General features: G+C 38.5%; 19 protein-coding genes and 1 pseudogene. 1 reads left to right on the top strand and 19 read right to left on the bottom strand.

Translation table 11 applies throughout. The annotated features are described in order from the left end of the window. Positions 1 to 31 precede the first annotated feature (31 nt). Both recR and pbp2b read right to left on the bottom strand, forming a co-directional pair. Positions 32 to 628 carry a recombination mediator RecR gene (gene recR / locus AT689_RS05800; RefSeq protein ID WP_000966743.1) on the bottom strand — a complete coding sequence of 199 codons (597 nt, stop codon included), beginning with the start codon at positions 626 to 628 and terminating at the stop codon, positions 32 to 34. A gap of 10 nt (positions 629 to 638) precedes the next feature. Beyond that, positions 639 to 2,696, bottom strand: a complete 2,058-nt coding sequence (gene pbp2b, locus AT689_RS05795) for a penicillin-binding protein 2B (protein WP_078132150.1) — start codon at positions 2,694 to 2,696, stop codon at positions 639 to 641. A 199-nt stretch (positions 2,697 to 2,895) separates the two neighbouring features. Here pbp2b and AT689_RS05790 point away from each other — a divergent pair. Then, positions 2,896 to 3,752 (top strand): annotated as a pseudogene (locus AT689_RS05790) (MurR/RpiR family transcriptional regulator). 15 nt (positions 3,753 to 3,767) lie between these two features. Here the strand turns inward: AT689_RS05790 and AT689_RS05785 are convergent. The 17 genes from AT689_RS05785 to AT689_RS05705 form a co-directional block, all read right to left on the bottom strand. Next, positions 3,768 to 4,652 (bottom strand): ROK family protein, encoded by an 885-nt coding sequence (locus tag AT689_RS05785; protein WP_000222983.1) that lies wholly within the window; start codon positions 4,650 to 4,652, stop codon positions 3,768 to 3,770. Positions 4,653 to 4,669: 17 nt separating this feature from the next. Beyond that, positions 4,670 to 5,587 (bottom strand): dihydrodipicolinate synthase family protein, encoded by a 918-nt coding sequence (locus tag AT689_RS05780; protein ID WP_001281529.1) that lies wholly within the window; start codon positions 5,585 to 5,587, stop codon positions 4,670 to 4,672. A gap of 168 nt (positions 5,588 to 5,755) precedes the next feature. Then, a complete protein-coding gene (locus AT689_RS05775) occupies positions 5,756 to 6,400 on the bottom strand; it encodes a YesL family protein (RefSeq protein WP_000057490.1) in 645 nt (214 codons plus the stop codon). Between the two features lie 82 nt (positions 6,401 to 6,482). Then, positions 6,483 to 6,674, bottom strand: coding sequence for a hypothetical protein (locus AT689_RS13430; protein ID WP_001811772.1), 192 nt, complete (start codon positions 6,672 to 6,674; stop codon positions 6,483 to 6,485). 9 nt (positions 6,675 to 6,683) lie between these two features. Continuing rightward, on the bottom strand, positions 6,684 to 6,962 hold the full coding sequence (locus AT689_RS05765) for a hypothetical protein (RefSeq protein WP_001842512.1): 279 nt from the start codon (positions 6,960 to 6,962) through the stop codon (positions 6,684 to 6,686). Between the two features lie 171 nt (positions 6,963 to 7,133). After that, positions 7,134 to 7,586 carry a YhcH/YjgK/YiaL family protein gene (locus tag AT689_RS05760; protein WP_000575458.1) on the bottom strand — a complete coding sequence of 151 codons (453 nt, stop codon included), beginning with the start codon at positions 7,584 to 7,586 and terminating at the stop codon, positions 7,134 to 7,136. 272 nt (positions 7,587 to 7,858) lie between these two features. Then, entirely contained in the window at positions 7,859 to 8,698 is an 840-nt protein-coding gene (locus tag AT689_RS05755) for a carbohydrate ABC transporter permease (RefSeq protein WP_001192007.1), read from the bottom strand. A 15-nt stretch (positions 8,699 to 8,713) separates the two neighbouring features. Next, positions 8,714 to 9,580 carry a carbohydrate ABC transporter permease gene (locus AT689_RS05750; protein WP_001821805.1) on the bottom strand — a complete coding sequence of 289 codons (867 nt, stop codon included), beginning with the start codon at positions 9,578 to 9,580 and terminating at the stop codon, positions 8,714 to 8,716. Between the two features lie 251 nt (positions 9,581 to 9,831). Continuing rightward, a complete protein-coding gene (locus AT689_RS05745; RefSeq protein WP_000672121.1) occupies positions 9,832 to 11,160 on the bottom strand; it encodes an ABC transporter substrate-binding protein in 1,329 nt (442 codons plus the stop codon). A 124-nt stretch (positions 11,161 to 11,284) separates the two neighbouring features. Further along, positions 11,285 to 12,802 carry a PTS transporter subunit EIIC gene (locus tag AT689_RS05740; RefSeq protein WP_000477450.1) on the bottom strand — a complete coding sequence of 506 codons (1,518 nt, stop codon included), beginning with the start codon at positions 12,800 to 12,802 and terminating at the stop codon, positions 11,285 to 11,287. A gap of 18 nt (positions 12,803 to 12,820) precedes the next feature. After that, on the bottom strand, positions 12,821 to 13,519 hold the full coding sequence (locus AT689_RS05735) for an N-acetylmannosamine-6-phosphate 2-epimerase (RefSeq protein WP_001135651.1): 699 nt from the start codon (positions 13,517 to 13,519) through the stop codon (positions 12,821 to 12,823). Positions 13,520 to 13,691: 172 nt separating this feature from the next. Beyond that, positions 13,692 to 14,795, bottom strand: a complete 1,104-nt coding sequence (locus AT689_RS05730; protein ID WP_000241729.1) for a Gfo/Idh/MocA family protein — start codon at positions 14,793 to 14,795, stop codon at positions 13,692 to 13,694. An 11-nt stretch (positions 14,796 to 14,806) separates the two neighbouring features. After that, a complete protein-coding gene (nanB, locus tag AT689_RS05725) occupies positions 14,807 to 16,900 on the bottom strand; it encodes a neuraminidase NanB (RefSeq protein WP_001042164.1) in 2,094 nt (697 codons plus the stop codon). Between the two features lie 17 nt (positions 16,901 to 16,917). Further along, positions 16,918 to 17,751: a carbohydrate ABC transporter permease gene (locus AT689_RS05720; RefSeq protein ID WP_000730333.1), complete on the bottom strand. Its 834-nt coding sequence runs from the start codon at positions 17,749 to 17,751 to the stop codon at positions 16,918 to 16,920. Beyond that, positions 17,751 to 18,635 carry a carbohydrate ABC transporter permease gene (locus AT689_RS05715; RefSeq protein WP_000237985.1) on the bottom strand — a complete coding sequence of 295 codons (885 nt, stop codon included), beginning with the start codon at positions 18,633 to 18,635 and terminating at the stop codon, positions 17,751 to 17,753. Before AT689_RS05715 ends, AT689_RS05720 begins: the two co-directional genes overlap by 1 nt. A gap of 78 nt (positions 18,636 to 18,713) precedes the next feature. Further along, entirely contained in the window at positions 18,714 to 20,051 is a 1,338-nt protein-coding gene (locus tag AT689_RS05710) for an ABC transporter substrate-binding protein (protein WP_000738763.1), read from the bottom strand. Between the two features lie 18 nt (positions 20,052 to 20,069). After that, a complete protein-coding gene (locus AT689_RS05705; protein WP_000587478.1) occupies positions 20,070 to 20,522 on the bottom strand; it encodes a YhcH/YjgK/YiaL family protein in 453 nt (150 codons plus the stop codon). Positions 20,523 to 20,553: the final 31 nt, after the last annotated feature.

The following is a 20,553-nucleotide window of genomic DNA, read 5'->3' as shown; positions in this document are numbered from 1 at the left end:
AAATGAATGGAGTTCGTAAATTTGCCTACACTTACAACTCTGTCCGATTTTCAATCGCTCGTAAGAGTGTCACTTCGTCCGCATACTCAATGTCCGCTCCCACAGCGAGACCTCGTGCTAGACGCGTAACCTTGATACCAGCCGGCTTGAGCAAACGTGAAAGATACATGGAAGTCGCTTCACCATCCGCTGTAGCATTAGTCGCCACAATCACTTCTGAAACCTCACTATCCATAAGACGAGTCATAAGGCTCTTGAGATTGATATCGTCCGGACTGATACCATTCATAGGAGAAATGAGGCCATGAAGGACATGATAGAGTCCATGGTATTCTTGGATATTTTCCATGGCTGCCACATCTCTACTATCCTCAAGAACTAAAATTGTTGTCTGGTCACGAGTCGGATCAGTACAGATAGAACAAGGATCGTCGTCTGTCAAACGTCCACAAATAGAACAATATGTCAATTCTCTCTTAGCAGAAAGGAGATTTTTTGCAAATTCATTGACATCATCAGCAGACATCCCAATCGTATAAAAGGCCAGACGCGTAGCCGTCTTAATCCCGATACCTGGTAACTTAGAATAACTGTCAATCAACTTGGCAATAGGTGTTGGATAAAGCATAATTTCCTTTCTAGTTCATTGGATGGTATTTTTGATACAGATTGATAATGTCACGCGCAATGGAAGGTCCTACACCATTTGTTAGATTGGTATTATGAGGAAAGACCACTGCAACAGCGATTTGGGGATTATCAGATGGGGCATAGGCCACCGCATTGGTATTGGTTGCTTGCTGACCATCTGCCACATAGCTTTCGGCTGTACCTGTTTTTCCGCTAATGGATACCAAGGCGCCATTTGAAAAGGCACGTCCAGTTGTCAATTCACTAGTACCATGGGCAACCTGATAAAAACCTTGGTGCAAGATGCTCATATCGGAGTCGGATATATTGACCTTATTCATCTCTGTCGGTTGCAGTTGCTGAATCAAGTCACCCAGTCCTCCCTTATCATTATTACCATAAATGCCTTCAACAATACGAGGAGCCACACGAACACCATTATTTGCAATAGTTGCTACATACTGAGCCAACTGCATCGGCGTATAGTTATCAAACTGCCCAAAGGCATTAGTAATGTAATTAGCAAAGCTATACTCTTTGGGAACAAATCCAGTAGATTCATCTGGTAGGTCAATTCCTGTCGCAGTACCCAAGCCATATTCGCCAAAGGTTGAACGCAGTTTCTCCATAGCAGACTCTAGATTGCTGGTGCCGACAAACATATTGGGTTGATAGGTTTGCCCCATAAGACCTAAGGCTGTTTGGACCATATAGGTATTTGATGAATACTCCAGAGCTTGGACCGCTGTGATAGGGAATGAACCGTAAGCCTGAGTATACCAAGAATTGATGGGAGCTGAACCTTGGAAGACAATGGACTGGTCTGTCAAGGTCTGGTTTCCTGACAAGACTCCATTTTCCCAACCTGAGCTGATGGTCGCCGCCTTGACAACCGAACCTGGAACAAAGACATTGGTTACCGTTCCCAAGGAATCAGGCGTCAACTCTCCCGTTTTCAAGTCATGTTTAATCCCTGACATAGACAAAACCGCACCTGTTTTTGGGTTAAGGGCGACTGCATAGACACCTTCAGAATACTTGGCTCCACCATTTTCTAGCTCGGAATTGAAATAACTTTTCAGTAAAGCATCCACGCTATCTTGGAAGGCCAAATCAATGGTCAGTTTGATATTGTTTCCCTTACTACCTTCCTCAATTGTATCCACGCTTTCCATATTGCCATATTTATCCAGATGGATTTCTTTTACCGAGCGTTTTCCTTGTAAGGTCTCTTCATATTGCTTTTCCAAATAGGAGGTTCCTACACGATCATTTAGAGAATAGCCTTTTTTAAGATAGGCTTCTGCTTCTTCCGCTGGGAGACCAGCTTTTTCACTGGATACACTCCCAACTATAGAAGAAAGGGAAGTTTCCAAAACCTTTCTATCCCAAGAAGTAGAAATACTAATGCCAGGCATCTCCTTTGAAATAGAGGCAATAACAGCCACCTGAGAATCATTTAGAGGATCTGTCGCAATGGTTCCTGTCGCAAAGTTTCCAACAGCATTTAACTGACTAAAAAGATAGATTTCTTTCTTTTCATCCTCTGTATAGTTTAGTTGACTCGTTTGTACACTATCGACCGCATTGTTATACAGTTCTGATTCGGATAGACGATTGCCATCTGAATCCAAGCGTTTCTCGCTTGGGAGAGCTTCCACTGTTTTTTTATAGATTTCAGGATCAGCCAAATAGTAATCCGCCAGCTGGCGTTCTGTCAAATTTGGAGAACTGATGCTCACATAAGTCAGTAACTTTTTAGCTGTTTCTTTTAAGTCTGTAGCCGTCATTTTATTGCTACGCGTAAAGGAAACAACCTGCTTTAACGTATTTTCTACCAAAGGTTTTCCACTAGCATCATAAATTTCCCCACGGGCTGAACTGCTTGTAATCTTGGTCTGACTAGCTGAGGCTAGCTTTTTTTCGTAAAAATCCTTGTTCAAAACCTGCATATACAACAAACGACCAATAATGGTCATAAAGAGTAAAATGACGATTGAAAACAATAAATTAAGCCGAATCGGAATCGAATGGCTGTTAAATTTTCTCATACAAATCAGTCTCATTTCTAACTTAAAATCTTACTCTTAATTGTACCACAATTTGAGTAGAAAATTATGGAAAAGAGAGAAGCTTTTTCGATTTTTTCGTTTTTAAAACAGAGATGCGTTTTTATTTATCTATCCTTATATTATGTGTTATAATGAAGTGTGACTATTCCCTGATCTAGTCTTCCAGTATGACCCATGTAAAGGAGCTTTCCCTATGGACAAACCAGATATCGCAACTATCATTGATTCACATTTTGAAGAAATGACAGACCTAGAGCAAGAAATCGCTCGCTATTTTTTGCAAGCTGAAACGATTACAGATGATTTATCTTCTCAACAAGTCACCCAAAAATTACATATTTCTCAAGCTGCTTTGACCCGCTTTGCTAAAAAGTGTGGCTTTACTGGCTACCGAGAATTTATTTTCCAATACCAACATCAGGCAGAAAATCAAGCCAACCAAGTCTCCAAGCATAGTATAGTCCACTGACCAAACGAGTCCTCAGAAGTTATAGCAATATGAGGGAACAAACACAAGACTTGATTGACGAAATCCAACTAGAGCGAATTGCCCAGCTAATCGAAGATGCTGAGCGTATCTACTTCTTTGGAACAGGGAGTTCTGGCCTCGTCGCCCGTGAAATGAAATTACGTTTTATGCGACTAGGTGTGGTCTGCGAAGCTTTGACAGACCAAGACGGCTTTGCCTGGACAACCAGCATCATGGATGAAAATTGTCTAGTACTGGGTTTCTCACTTTCAGGCTCAACTCCTTCTATTTTAGATAGTCTATTAGATGCCAAGGAGATGGGGGCAAAGACTGTACTCTTTACAAGTGTTCCCAATAAAGATAGCCAGACCTATACAGAGACTGTTCTTGTAGCCACCCACAGCCAACCCTCCTACATCCAACGAATATCCGCTCAACTTCCTATGCTCTTCTTTATCGATTTGATTTATGCCTACTTTTTGGAAATCAATCGCGAAAGCAAGGAAAAAATCTTTAATAGCTACTGGGAAAATAAAAAACTCAACGGCTATCGTAGACAAAAACGTGTAAGAAAATCCTAGTTTGGCTGAGCCAAACTAGGATTGTTTTGTCTTAAAATGATAATATGCACCCAACATCCCTGCTGTATTTTGGTGATGAGCAAATTCTAATCGTGTTTTTTCTGCTAAACTTGGTACCAAAGCCTCTTTCAAGGCTGTGCGGATCTTAGGTTTGAGGATAGCCTCTTGCCCCATGATACCACCACCAAGAATAACCACTTCTGGATTGGCAACGTAGCAAATATTTGCCAGACCTTTTCCTAGATAGTCAACCATACGGTCAATACCTTCCATGCAGATTTTGTTTCCTTCAGTGGCTTCTTTGAAAATTCTACGGCCATTCCACTGATCAACATCTTCTCCATGGGCTTCAGCTACATATTTCACTAAAGCTGTTGTAGAAGCCAAGTCTTGAAAAGCTCCATCCTGCATATGCATATACCCGACTTCACAGGCTGAATTGCTAAAACCATGGAAGACTTTCCTATCCATAATCAAGCAACCACCGATACCGGTTCCAATGGTCAAGCAAAGTGTCACACTTGCTCCCTTGCCTGAACCAGATACTGCCTCAGCAAGACCTGCACAGTTGACATCATTTTCAATCTCACAAGGAATAGTAAAGCTTTCTTCGATTTCCTTTTTGAACTGGGTGCCTGCGTAGTTAGGGATTTGCGGCCCAGCATAGAAAATCTCACCCTTATCCGGATCCACCATCCCAGCAGAAGATATGGCAACACCTGCTACTGGGCCTTTTTCTAAATAACTAGCTACGATATCTTTGGTCTTTTGTAAGATATGAGGTCCACCCTTATGCGCCTCAGTTGGCATTTCATGCGATTCAAGAAGTTGCCCCTCTTGATCAACCAAACCATACTTGATGTTGGTTCCACCGATATCAATTGCAACGTAATATGTCATAAATACCTCCTTTTAGATTAGAGGAAGCGCTCCTTGGTTTCACGAATCAAGGCAGCAGCCGCTTCTACAACTGGACGATCTTCTTCAGTCACTGGTGTCAATGGTGAACGAACAGATCCAATATTCAAGCCTTCATTGATTTTCAAGACTTCTTTGATGACACCGTACATATTCCCATGAGCAGAAGTGAGTTTACCAATGATTGCGTTGATAGCATACTGCAATTCACGCGCTGTTTCTAGGTCCTTATCCGCAATCAACTGATTGAGTTTCAAGAAGAGTTCTGGCATAGCACCATAAGTACCACCGATACCAGCCCTAGCCCCCATGAGGCGTCCTCCTAGGAACTGCTCATCAGGACCATTAAAGACGATATGGTCTTCTCCACCAAGGCTGACAAAGGTTTGGATATCTTGAACTGGCATAGAAGAGTTCTTCACACCGATAACACGAGGATTTTTCAACATTTCTGTGTAAAGGCTTGGAGTCAAAGCAACCCCTGCCAATTGAGGAATGTTGTAAATCACGTAGTCTGTGTTTGGAGCTGCAGAACTAATATCGTTCCAGTATTTGGCAACTGAGTATTCTGGCAAGCGGAAGTAAATTGGTGGAATCGTTGCAATAGCATCTACTCCCAAGCTTTCAGCATGGCGAGCAAGTTCCATACTATCTTTAGTATTATTGCAAGCAACATGGGCAATAATGGTCAATTTACCTTTGGCTACCGCCATGACTTCTTCCAAAATCAACTTGCGATCTTCAACGCTTTGGTAGATACATTCACCAGAAGAACCATTGACATAAAGACCTTGAACACCTTTATCAATGAAGTATTGAACCAAGGCACGCGTACGCTCTGGACTTACTTCTCCTTGCTCATCATAACATGCGTAGAAGGCTGGAATGACGCCTTCGTATTTTTTCAAATCTGACATAGATTTTCTCCTATTATTTTTATTTTCTGCTAAAGCAGATTTTTCTTTACTTCTTTAGTATACACTTTACCGAAAAGGCTTTCAATATCTTATAGACACTTAGATTTTAGTTTCTCGCTTATAGAATAGCGTTTGGAGCCTTTGAAAGTAGTTTCAGAAATAAGGCTCCTATTGGTATTTTGCGAAAATTTTCTCCATCAATCCAGTCTGGATAAAGACCAATAGTCCAAACCCAAAAAGCAGGAAGACTGAGCCACCTAAGAGTAGACTGAAGGCAGACAGATAAAGAACCATCACAATGAGGACAAGAATGGCTAACATGAGGAAGAACCAAGGAAAGTTAAAACTTGCCAAGATAAGCCCTTTTTGTAACACTTCTTTCCAAGTTAAATCATAACGTGCCGCGATTGGATAGCTAGCCAACATCACAATCGTAAGGAAAATCAGAATGCCTAGACAAATAGCTTTCAGCAATTGGAAGGGCAGAGCTGTTTGACCCCAGAAAAGATAGAGATCTGAAAGGGTAAGAAACACAATTCCTAACTCCATTAAACCCAGCTGAAGACCTAGTTTCAGATTTTGCTTGAAAGATCTTAGATAGATTTTAAAAACAGGCACCCGTCTGCTCTTCTTAACTTCGAACATGGTCTCGTAGAGGCTGATTTTAGCCACTCCAATCGTCACGATGGGCAAACAAGAGACGACAAAAAGAAGATTGGCTGTCACGATGTCCAAGACTTTCTCACTAAAACGCATGAGAAAGTTGTCTGTATCAAATGCTGCCTTGATAAGGCTTACTCCTTTTTGTGCCATGTTTGCTCCTCCATCATTTTTCTTTGTAAACTGTTTTCTTTTTTGTCAGTAAAGCTTTCATAAGTCCCTACCATGAACAAATCTATTTTTTCTTTTTTCTTTTGGACTTTTTTCTATTTTTATCTATGGGCTTATAATCATATACCCCGAACAGCGAAGCAATTAAAATAGTACTCCAAGTATGCCTATCAAATCCATCTAGCCCTCCACGGATTATCATTGCAAGCACTGTCCAAGCTAACATATTCAATAAAAAAATACAAAGTGCTTTCATTCTCGCATTTTAAAAGTTTATACGACCATTGTTAGGGATTTTATCATGTGCATCCCAAGCTACAGCAATATTGTTGGCAAAATTACCATATACATCAGCTGCGAGCACAGCTATTCGTAAAATCCATCCAAAAATCTTAGTCAATAATCCTACTCTTGCTGCCGCAGTTGCAGCTGCCCTATTTAAGATAGAACGCGCCATACTAATACCATACTTAGCCGCATAAGTACCTAATTTTATGTATCTACCAATCAATGCATTCACAATGCCCCTAATTATCCAAGCCATCTCATCAACTGTAATTCCCTGTCCATCCAAGAAACTAGCTCTTGTAGCATACACAGACTGACAAGAAGATACCAATTTTTAAATATTTTATTCTCATTTCCCTACCTCACAAAGATCAATTTCATGGTAGAGTATTGTCAAAGCTTTACAAAAAAACAATTCATCCTATTTTTAATCAATCAAGATTTTAAAGAGATATTTTCGAACCTTTTCTTCCATGCCTGCATAACCATTTGGCTGATGTGGCTCACCTGGGAAGAAAATCGCAAAATTGTGATAACCCAATAAGAGTGGGTAGTGTTCATAACAATGAACAAAGCCAATGTCACTCGCTTCGTCGAATGCTACTGCCTCGTCTTTGATACGTGAACCGTAGCTCGAATATTCATGCCCTTCTATCAGCAAATGCAAATCTGCATAGTTCTTATGGTGTTCAAATTGATTATTCTCAACTTGATTGAGGACATTTTCCTGAACAACTAGAAAGACTTTATCTCCATCAATCTCATACTTTCCTAATTCGAATGAATCTTTACGATGTTGGTAGAGGTAGTCGATAGCCTTGTCTAAATTGGGATGAATCCCTTTGTAAAAGGTGATGTTTTTCAAATCGTCAAAAATCATACTCTTTCCTTCGTTTCTGATAGTTAACTAAAACCATTCTTAAGTTGATAAGTGTCTGACAAAACTTCATAAAGTAACTGCATACCCTCCATTTTGTAGACACTTATAACTTCTATATTCTCTAAATCTATAAAATATACTTCTGTATCTTGATAGATTGATTTTCCTATACTCAATGAAAATTGAAGAACAAACTAGGAAGCTAACCACAGGCAATACTTAAGTATGGCAAGGTGAAGCTGACGTAGTTTGCATTCGATTTTCGCAGAGTATTATCCTTTGACCGCTCCCATAGTAATACCCTGTGTGAAGGATTTTTGGAAGACTAGGAAGACTGTGACGATTGGAACAGCAGCAAGGGCAGCTCCTGCCATAATCAAACCATAGTTGGTTGCCATTTCAGCCTGCATGGTCGCAACCCCAAGTGAGATGGTCAAATTGTTACGTGAAGTCAACATTACCAATTGCATGAAGTAGTCATTCCAAGTATTGATGAAGGTAAAGATTGCAAGGGCTGCAAACCCTGGTTTCACAATCGGGAAGGCTACACTCCAGAAGGTACGAATCTCACCACAACCGTCGATTTTAGCTGATTCAAGCAACTCTGTAGGGATATTTTCACTGAACTGTTTCATGAGGAAGACACCGAATGGCCATCCAATCAAAGGCAAGATAACTGCCCAGAGAGTATCGTGGATTCCCATGAAGTTGACGATACGTACCAATGGTACAAGGACAACTTGTTTTGGAAGTGCCATAGCAGCGATAAAGATAGCAAATAGAATGCGTTGACCATAGAAACGTTTTTTAGCCAATACATAACCTGCTAGAGATGAGGTTGCACAGACTAAGAACATGGTTACCAATGAGATAAATACTGAGTTCCACATCCATTGCAAGGCAGGGTTCTGCACCATGAGTTGTTGGAAGTTTTCCATGGTTGGCATTTTAGGGAACCACTGAGGAGGAATAACAATTGTATCAGGTTGTGATTTGAATGCCCCTGTCAAAATCCAGTAGAATGGAAAGATGAACAGCACAGTCAACAAGAGCAAAATGATTGTTGAAATAACAGTAAAGGCTGTTAATGGTTTTTTTTCTGTAGATTGCATAGCTGTCTCCTTTCTTTAGTATTCTACGTCGTTTCCAAGTACTTTAAATTGAACAAAGCTTACGATAGCAATCATGACTGCCAAGAAGACACCAATTGTGTTGGCATAGCCGTATTCTGTCAATTGGAAGGCTTTTTCGTAAAGGTAGTACATCAAGGTACTTGTTGAGTAGTTTGGACCACCAGATGTCAAAAGCTGAATCAAGGCGAAACACTGGAATGAGTTAATTGTTGTGATGATTGCAATATAAAGAGTTGTTGGAAGAAGGCTTGGCCATTTAATCTTCCAGAAAACTTGAAACTCAGTTGCACCATCAACACGCGCCGCTTCAACCAGTGAATTGTCAATATTCCCCATGGCAGCGATATAAAGGATGATGGGCTGACCAACTGAAGTGGTCAAGAGAATAATCATAATCGCCATCAATGCCCAGTTTTTATCTCCCAACCAAGAAATGTTTTGGCTGATGATGTGGCTTGACTTAAGGACAAAGTTTAGAATCCCTGATAGTGGGTCATAAATCCATTTCCAAACAACTGTCACGGCAACACTACCCGTTACAACAGGAAGGAAGAAGACGAAACGGTAGAAAGATCTGGCAATGACATTTTGATGATAGGTCTGAGATGCTACAAAGAGTGAGAATAGAACAACAACTGGTACAGATCCAATAACCAAAATAACTGTGTTAATCAGAGATTTTGTAAAGACAGGATCTTTAAACATACGGATATAGTTATCCAAGCCTACAAACTCAAATTTAGTCATTGAGTAGTTAAAGAAACTTGTAATGAAGCCCATCACCATCGGAGCCAACACAAAGATGACAAAGAAGAATAATACTGGTGCTAGGAAAGCGTAGGAAATCACTGTTTCCCGCATACGGATTTTATTGACTTTCACAGTCGGCACCTCTCTTTCAAATAGAATAATTTTTTGACTTTCTTGAACTGTTTTAAAATCAAAATGAAATTTTTTATGATTCGCTTATGTAAGAACTTCATTTTAATTTCGTGACAGTTTCTTACATTTTAAACAAAAGCCCCCTTTTCTTACACTATCTGTGTAGAGGGAAAAGGGGGTATACACTCTTAGGTTCTTTAAAAAACTACTTTTTATAGAATAACTAAGGACTATTGTTTCATAGCTTTTTTGATTGTTTCGTTTGCTTTTTCAGTGAAGGCTTTCAAAGCATCCGCTGGTTTTTCGTCACCATTTGATACAGATTGCAACATTGGGAACCAAAGTGTTCTCATTTCAGCAAATCCATCAATAGTGTTGTAGTATGGTGAGTAGTATTGAGTCCAGCCGCTGATTGTTTCCATGCGTTTGTCTTCATAAAGTTTTCCAAATGAAGTACGGACTGGGAAAGCACCTGTACGAACTACGTCTTTAGGTCCCCACTCTTTGTCATCTGCGATAAACTGGATGAATTTCTTAGATGCAGCGACTTTCTTGTCGTCTTTATTGTTGAATACTGCAAATCCGTTTACAAGGTATTCAAGAGCTGGCTTACCTTCGTCTGATGGGAATGGTACTTCTACCACTTCTACCTTACTTGCTTCTAAAAGTTTAGCTTGGATACCATTTTGAGCTGGTGCCCAAAGGATTGTGTAAGATGTTTGACCGTTGGCAAAGTTTTGGATATCTGCCCCACCGTCAAATTGTGAACCATTATTGATCAAATTGTCTTTAATCCAGCTAGTTGCTTTTTCAAGACCTTTGACGAATTTAGGATCATCAGTTGTATATTTGCTAACTTTTTCATCTGTTACAGAACCGCTATAAAGGTTAGAGATAAAGGCACGTGTTCCTTGGTCTCCCCCTTGACCAGAACTGAACAATGAACCTGGTGTGTAACCCTTGTCTTTAAGTGCTTTCAATACTTTTTCAAAATCATCAGTTGTCCAACCTTCTTTTACAAGGTTTGCTACTCCAGCATCTTCTAACATTTTCTTGTTCATTGCCATGTAGAATGGGGCAGAACTAATCGGATACATATAAGCCTTGTCTCCAGCTTTACTTGCTTGTACGATGTTTTCATTGTTGACATCTTTAACAAATTCATCTGTGAAGAGGTCATTCAACTCAGCCAATTTACCGTTTTTACCGTATTGGATGATACGTCCTGGTGCATCAAAGAGTACGTCTGGAGCTGTTCCTGCTTCGATGGCTGTTGTGATTTTTTCAGGACCTGACTTGAAGTCGATGGTTTCCAATTTCACTTTTATATCTGGGTTTGCTTTTTCAAACGCTTCGATGATTGATTTTTCATAAGTTCCAACACCGTCACCAGTTTTTTCTTGGGTAAATACTGGGAATGCCCACCAAGTGATTTCTGTTTTGGCACCGTCACCACCTGATTTGGCAGCATCTTTACTTCCGCCAGAATTGCCACAAGCAGCAAGACCAAGAACCGCAGCACCCGCAAGTACTGTACAAGCTAATTTTCTAAATTTCATTTGTATTCTCCTATGTAATAAGCGTATCCAACTTGGATAATGAGTTCTTTATTTCTTGTATGCGATTTCATTTCATCCTACTCATCCATCACTCTCCTCTGTTTTTTATTAAGTCAGTAAGTACTTAATCATCTACACCTAAAATTTCATTAATACTATTTTTATATAAGATTGCTTTTGCTCCATAGATTGCTTGAATGCCACCCTTCACTTCTAAGACATCAACTGCACCAATTTGTTTTAAAAGTGCTTTATCAACTTGATTAACTTCTTTTACAGCTACACGTAAACGTGTCACACAAGCATCTACATCTTCTATATTATTTGATCCACCCAAGGCTCTGATAATTTGTAGGCTATCCTGTTTTAAATAATCTGCAGTATTTGAAGTTGAATCTGCGGATTCAGAAATTTCTTTAGAATCTACTTCTTCTCCTCGTCCTGGCGTTAGAACGTTGAATTGAGTAATGAACCATCTAAAAATAATATAATACAAAACACTCCAAATAAGTCCAATTGGAATCTGAAGAACCCAATTCGTCTTAGCGTTCCCCTGCAAAATTCCAAATAAAGTGAAATCGATTACACCTCCTGAAAATGTGTTTCCTATTGAAATATTTAAGACGTCTGCAATAAAGAAGCTAACACCATCAAGGAATGCGTGAACAACATATAGAACCGGACTGACGAATAGAAACATAAATTCAATTGGTTCTGTAATACCGGTAATAAAAGATGTTAAAGCAACTCCAAAAAACAAACCCGCGTATTTTTTACGACGATTTTTAGGAACACTATGGTACATCGCTAAACAGGCAGCCGGTAAACCGAACATCATTGTTGAGAAACGACCTGCAAAAAACCTTGTTCCTTCTGTAAATAATCCAGAATGGGCCGGATCGGCTAATTGAGCAAAAAATATTTTTTGAGCTCCAACCACTGTTTGTCCTGCAACAGTTTCAACACCACCAAGTTCAGTATACCAAAACATAGGGTAAATTATATGATGTAAGCCTACTGCTCCAGAAAGTCTCATTAAAAATCCATATAGAAAAGTTCCAATTGGACCCGCCTGAGAAATATATCCACCTGTAGAAACAAGAAGTTGTTGGAAAGGTGGCCAAATAACAAAGAAGACAAAGCCAATCAAGATAGAAGAGAACGATGTAACAATAGGAACGAAGCGTGAACCTCCAAAGAATCCTAAAGCGGAAGGTAATTGAATATTGTTATATCGGTTGTGCAAATATACGGCAACTATTCCGACAACTAATGCTCCAATAACTCCAGTATCAATTGCAGATCCTTCTGCCATAAAAAGTTTTACCAAAGCTTTGATCGTTGCAGTCATAACTAAGTAACCAGTTACTCCTGCTAACGCAGCGGTTCCTTTATCTCGTTTCGCTAAGCCAATACATAATCCCACACAGAGAAGTAGTGACAAATTACTGAATACAACCTCTCCTGCAGAGCTCATTACTTGGAATATCGATTGAAAAATACTATTGTCTAGTATTGGATAAGTTGCTATCGTGGTTGGGTTTGAAAGTGCACCACCAATCCCCAAAAGTAGACCTGCTGCAGGAAGTATAGCTATAGGTAACATAAAAGCTTTTCCAACTTTTTGTAAAACTTTAAACATAAAACTCCCTCTCACATCTTATTTAAGACTAGCAACGAAGCGTTCTGTAATCTCTTTTGGTCTAGTAATGGCGCCACCAACAACGATGCCTCGCACTCCATATTCAAGGATTTGTTTGGCTTGTTCTGGTGTATGAATTTTTCCTTCTGCAATGACATCTACACCGGCATCACAGAGTTTCTTAATCAATTCAAAATCTGGACCGTCTACTTTTGGACTGTAGGATGTGTAGCCTGATAAGGTTGTTCCGACAAAGTCAATTCCTGCTTCTACAGCTGCTAGCCCTTCTTCGAAGATACTAGTATCAGCCATCAAAAGCTGATTAGGATATTTCTCCTTAACCTGACGAATGAACTCTTGAATTTCCAAACCATCGTAGCGTTCACGCTTGGTACAATCCAGAGCAATCACCTCGATGTCCAGTTCTGCCAATTCATCAACTTCTTTCATAGTAGCCGTGATGAAGGGTTCCTGAGGTGGATAATCACGTTTGATAATCCCAATGATTGGAAGTTTAGTGACTTCCTTAATTTCCTTGATATCGCGAACACTGTTTGCTCGGATACCGACTGCTCCACCTTGCTCAGCCGCTTTGACCAGCAAGGGAATCACCCCTCCCGCTTCTGTATAAAGCGGTTCATGAGGAAGAGCCTGACAAGAAACGATGATTCCATCTTTGATTTGCTCAATCAAGGCTTCTTTGCTAATCTGTGGCATCCTCTTTCCTCCTTTTCTTTATTTCTATGAGATTATTATACCTTAAAATTAAAACGCTTTCAATAGTTTGTAGTATAATAGATTTCAGTTTCAAAAACTAGCAAAGTCAAACAGCTCCTCTAAAAGTACTTTCAGAGGAGCAAGTCGACCTATAATAGGAGAATACCAAAATTTATTTTACAATTTCTGACAATTTTACTTTGCGATCTTCAAACATAGACTGGGTACAAGCATCTGCAGTAGCAATTGCTTCTAGGGCAGCTTCACCTGTCAAAAGTTTTGCAAATTCTTCTGATACTGGAGCTCCTTCCATAATCTCATGCAGATAGCGCATTTCTTTATCAATGACAGATGATAGCCATAATGGAGTACGTTTACCTGGTTTACCATAAGCAATTGCTCCATCCATCTCTGTACTATGATAGATACGAGTCCGATCATCATCTTCTTCTTGCGATTCGTGAATCAAGAAATAGCTTTCTTGCCCATCTAGCTTAAGAGTTCCTTTACAGTTGAATAAGTCTAAGCGGATGGCACCTTTGCTTCCTTGGATTAAGACATAATGTTCACCCCAACGATAAGCTGAACCCCATTCTAACAAGGCAAAACGCTTATTAGAAAATTCCATATTGACAAAAATCATATCATCTTCATCACCGAAATGTTCACCTTCATGGGCCACATTTCCACCTGTCATGGTTACAGTTTCAGGCATGCCCCCCATAAGGAATTGAACGCAATCCAATTCATGGATGTGGTGATACAAGTGACCACCTGATTTTTCACGAATTTTTTTCCATGATACTGACGGTTGTTGTTCTTCCCAACCATTACGAGCTGTATGACAATATAGAACGTCTCCGATAACTCCTTGATTAATGAGTTCTTTTGCATGATGAACACCATTAAAGAAATTCATAATATGTCCTGCCATAAAGGTTACATTGTTTTCTTTACACGCATCTACCATCTCGCGACAATCTTGATAAGAAAGCGCAATTGGTTTTTCACAGAAAACATTTTTACCATGCTGTGCAGCCTTAATAACCGGTTCCTTATGAAGATTATTTGGAGTTGCGACGATAACACAGTCTACTTCATCGCTAGAAACCAACTCATCTAAGGAACTTGCTACTTTTGCTCCCAATTCTTCTGCAATCGCCTCTGCATTATTTGGATCATAGAGAAGAGTAATCTCTGCTCCATCATTTTTTTGCATGTAGCGAGCCAATTCAGCTCCAAAATACCCTGCTCCAACAACACCGTATTTAACCATGTTTTTCTCCTTTATTTTGTTAAATCATTAATTTCCAAATCTATATACTGAACTACATTGCTTAAATGCAATTCATTTCTCGACCACGAATCATATTTTTCAAACAGTACACCTATGTGATGATTTGGCAATTCTGTAATCGCAGAATAGGCATAACCATACGAAGGCAAATCAATATCATAGTGGTATTTCCAATCAATACTATCATCTTCTTTATTAACTAAACCGACAACTAATTGACCTCCCTTACGGCCACTTCTAGAATTTGGTGTACTCAAAATGACTGCTTCTTTTCCATCAATTAATTGAGAGTATTTAATTGCAGATACTTGTGTGCCATATGAAGTTTGTTGGATTCCATCAATATACGAAACTTTCGACCATGTTTCTCCAGAATCTCTACTAGTCATATAAGCTATCTTACCTGTAGTGGTTCTAAAGAATGTTCTAATCACACCATCTCTCAGTTCAACCATTTGTGCTTCTGCTGTTGCATTTTTAAACGGAATTGAAGCTGAGGATTTCTTCCATGTTTGACCACTATCATCAGAAATGAGATAGGTTAGTTCTCCACTAGTATATGTTGCAAAAATCAATCTGTTACTTGATTTTAATGCTAAACCTTGTCCGGGACATAAGTAAGTTCCATTATGTTTTTCTCCTAAGAACGGAGGCAACAACTTAAATTGTTCCCAACTCTCTCCTCTATTCTGACTAGTTGTCATTGCTATATAATTAGTAGGAGTCACTTTAAATAACGAATCTTTGTAGAAAACATTCATAGGGACCTGTTTTCCATTATGTTTTTCTCTTAAAGAGCCACTATCAAAATCAACCGAATATTGTTCGACTGTTAAAGACTTTCCTCCCTCCAAAACTTCATACTTATCATTTATAGTATAATTTGTAGGTTTATTAGTTGTTTCATCATAAACGACACCATTTTCTCTAACTGTATAACGGAAATCGTTATCTCCATTCTTCTTTAGTTTTAAATAATAATGACCATTTATTTCTTTAAAACCTGAGTCGGCTTTATTTGCATTATTATTTCCAATACCCGCAGGCATAACATCAGCTAGTAATATCGTTTTCCCAGATTTTTTATCTTCAACAATGGATGAATCTATGAATGAAGCACTTCCACTAATTTGACTATTCTTTAATTTATTATCTCGTGGCCAGTAAACTAACTGCTCCTCATAGTCATTAAACTTCATAGCAAAAATTGGCTCACTCCACGTTTTCCCATTATCATCACTATAAGAAGTGGCAATATTAATCTTACTTTTAGAATCATGAGTCCCACCATAACGTGCATCAATACTTGATAGAACTCTTCCACTACTTAATGTATATAGTGTCGGTATTCTAAAATAGTTAGCTTGAGTAGAATCTCCTGATTGGAAAATTAACTGAAATGGATTTGACAAGGGAATATTTGAAACTTCCTGATCACTAATTGCTTTGTTAAATAGACTGATTTCATCAATACTTCCTTTTGCGAGGTAATGTTCCTTACCTTCACGATTAACAGCTCCTAGTGTTGCCTTATCTATACCATTTATATTTGAAATTGGCAAAAATGTATCAACTGTTTCAGAGAACACTTCTATTCCATTAACATACATTGTGTATGTTTTATCTTTAGAATCAGATACAAATACTAGTGTATTTTCAACTGCCTGTCCTTTATGTTTTCCCCATAATGAAGCTGGTCTGGAAAATAAATAATTTATTCCCTTTTGGGCGTCTCTTATTTCTACACCTATCTCACCAGAATCTCTCATGAAAATTGAAAAGTAATTATTTTTAAAGCCTGCTTTACTATTAGATAGGCCAAACAAAGCTTGAAGAGAGTTTGGTTCATCTGCTTTAAATTTCATTACTACTGTCTGACTCTCTCCAGACAATTTATCTAATAACAAAGAGCTGATATCTATACTCTTATTGTTCAGTTGATATGAACCTCCTTGAAAAATAGGAGATATGGACAGTTGACCATAGTTTAATTCATTCGCATGAATCAAAGTGGGAACTCCCATTAAAAGACTAATGCCTACAACAGAAATTCCTAGTTTTGAATAAAGACCTCTTTTATTCATTTTTTTCCTTCTTTCGTCTACTTCACAGATCCTTCTGATAATCCACTTGCAATCTTATTTTGGATGATAGAGAAGAAAATAATTGATGGAAGAACTACAATAACAGACGCTGCCATCATATCTCCCCAGTCTAGTATTTCTGAACCATTAAGTGAACGAAGGGCTACTGCTACTGTCATCTTTCCTGTATTGTTAATCAAAATCAAGGCATACAGGAATTCATTCCAAGCATTGATAAATGTATAAATAGCTGTTGCTACAATACCTGGTGCTACAATCGGTAGCACAACTTTATAAAACGTAACAAATTTATTTGCACCATCAATTCTAGCCGCTTCTTCAATTCCAATTGGAACTGTTTGGAAAAATCCAACTAAGAGCCAAACTGCATATGGAACACTAAAAGATAGATAAACCATCATCAAGCCAAATAAACTATTTGTTAACCCAACTTTAGCAATGGCAATTGAATAGGGAATTGCTAACAAAATTGGTGGGAAAATATAGGTAATGACGAGTAGTCTCGACATGATTGCTCCCAATTTAGGAAAGAATCGAACAATACCATAGGCTGCCATAGCAGAAATAATAATCGCAATAAGGGTTGTAGCCAAGGCAATGATTAAACTGTTTCGAATGTTATCAATGAAGTGCAAATCGTTGATAACATGAGTGAAATAATCTAATGTAAACTGTTCAGGCCAAAATCGTGTTGGATACTGAGTTAATTCCCCTTTCCCTTTGACAGAAGATATGATAATCCATACCAATGGGAAAACTGCAACGATGGTCGCACCAACTAAAAGTACATGTGAGAGAATATCTAAATAAATACCGGATTTCTTCTTCATTATTTTCTACCCTCCTTTTCCCACTTACTGATGATAGCAAAGTAGATAAAGCAAATCGCCACCAAGAAGATAAAGAGCAATACTGTAACTGCTGAAGCACGACCCAACAATTTAGTTCCCCAGCCCAGGTTGTAAGCAAAAATTGGAAGCGTCGTTGTAGCATTGGCTGGTCCACCACCAGTAATGAGGTAGATAATGTCAAAGTTATTAAAGATCCATACAGTTCTCAAAACAACTAGAAGTCCTACAACCACTTTAATATGTGGAAAGACGATAAACTTGAACACCTGCCAACTTGAAGCACCATCTATCTTAGCAGCCTCAAATTGTTCTTCTGGTACTGTTTGCAAAGCTGAAAGCACATTAACCATAATCATTGGTGCTCCAAACCAAATGTTGATAAACACCAAACATAGGAATGCCCATGTACTATCTGTCAAAAATGCAGGTGTATGTTCCATTAAACCTAATTTTACGATTAGATTAGGTAAGTAGCCATAAACCCCGTTTAGAATCCACTGCCAAGAGAAGGCAATAACGATGGTAGGAAATGCCCAAGGAACAATCAATAAGGTCCTATATAATTTCTTGAAGTGGCGTACTCTGTGAAGAGCTAAAGCCAATACAAACCCTACTAAAACTTGACCAACTAATGAGAAAATGGTCCACTTAATTGAATTAAAGAACGCATTAAAGAAGTTGGGATCTGATAGCACAGCTTTATAGTTAGCCAAACCAACAAATTTATAATTAGGCATAATCAAATGCTTATTGGTAAAGCTATAAAAAATACTCGAGAAAAACGGATAAACAAAGAGTAATCCTACGATAATCATAGCTGGCAAAACAAATATCCAGCGAGTTAAATTACGTTCTTTAACCATTCTCCTTCTCCCTTCTTTTACAAGATTGGGCTAGAGCTTTTCAGCTCACTAGCCCACCTATTTTCTAGTCTTTTACATCTACTGAACAGCCTCAAATAAATCATTTAATTGTTTTTCTGCTTCTTTTGCTGCTTTCATAGGATCTGTTCCATTTGTAATGATATCTTGGAACATTTGTTCAATAATGTGTTGGTTAGTCAACATACCAGCTTGTACACTTGGCCCATTTTCATAACCAATAGCAGTACCTTTTTTAACAGCTTCAGTAATTACTTCTTCAGCATGTTTAAATTTCTTACGAGTTTCATTTTCTTTATAGGCTGCAGAATCGCTAATCCCCTTAATAGTTGGCAACATACCTACTGGAGTTGAATCAAGGAATTTAACGTAGTCTTCTTCATTATAAAGTGCTTCTAAGAATGCTTTAGCAACTTCTGGATGTTTTGAATTTTTCCAAACAACCATTGGAATGTTTGAGGTTTCAATTCCTTGGTCTTTATCAGACTCTTTGATTTTTGGAATAGGATAAGCATCAATCGAATCAATCAATTGAGGACTGTTGGCATTAATTCCTCCGATATGGAAGCCAGAGTTAAAGTCAAATGCTGTTTTTCCTTGATAGAACAAGGTAGCTTGTTGAAGGACATTAAAGTTCAAAGAATCTTGAGGTGAGATTTCTTTATACAATTTAACCCAGTATTTAATACCATCTTGAGCAAGTTGGCTTGTCAAGTCTGCTTTAAGATCTTTTGTTAAGAGGCTTCCTCCGCCACTACGTACGTAGAAGTTCAAGAAACGTGTTGCCATTAAGTCATTTGTTCCAAACGGAACAGACAAGCCATAAACTCCAGCTTCTTTCAATTTTTTAGAAGCTTCATAGAGTTGATCCCAAGTTTTAGGAACCTCAATATTATGTTCTTTTAACAAATCTGTTCTAACCCACATGACTTGTGCATGTGAATAAAGAGGAACAGAGTAGTAATCATCTCCGATTTTTGCTTCATTTAAGGCAGTTTCGTTAAATTTATCTTGTCCAATACGCTTGATAGAATCATTTAGCGGAACCAAAGCATCTGAGTTGACCATTTCCATTACTTGGTTAGGAAGAGCTGTACTGATATCTGGCACATTTCCATTTGCTAAACCTGTAGTCCATTTAGTATAGAAGTCATTCCAAGAAAATGTTTCAATCTTGATTTTCGTTTTTGGATGCTTTTGCATGAAAGCATCTGCTGATTTTTGAATACTTTCTAAACGGGGTCCTTGAGTAAAGGAGTGCCACATTGTAATCTCACCAGATAATTCTGTTGGTGGTTCAGTACTAGTTGTAGCTTCTTTTTTTCCTGAACAAGCTACCAAGGCAACAGCCGCTAGCGCAATTCCAGCTAGACATAAAAACTTTCTCATTTTTTTCATCGTTCTTCTCTTTCTACATTAAGAAATCGCAACTTTAAAGACAACTTTTTTCACAGGTTCATCATTTATACGAACCTTGGGTTGATGTAAATCTTCTGGAAAAGTGATGAGGCATTCGCCAGCTCTCAAATGAACCAACTGTTCCACTTTCCCTGTGTATAATTCAATATCTTTCTCTTCATCATATTCTTGGGTAACGCTTACATTTTCCGGTGATGTAACAGCCATGGCTTCTTCGTTTTCCAAAACTAAATGAATATCCAAATATTTTTGGTGTGTTTCAAAGAAATCCCCTGCTTGACCATCTGCTAGATAAGTAAAGCAATTCCCAAACAATCGATTACCATCGATAGCAATCGAACCTTCTGTTAAATTTTCTAGTCCTGTTTTTTCTAGAAAATCTATTAATGTTGCAAAATGTGGATTTACTCCCACATAAGTTCCTAAACGGCTAATTTTTGTAATAATCATCTCTTCTAACCTCCTTTCTCAATCTATTTTT

It is taken from the genome of Streptococcus pneumoniae (assembly GCF_001457635.1).
Classification (GTDB): Bacteria; Bacillota; Bacilli; order Lactobacillales; family Streptococcaceae; genus Streptococcus; species Streptococcus pneumoniae.
This window is presented reverse-complemented; position numbering and strand designations above follow the sequence as displayed.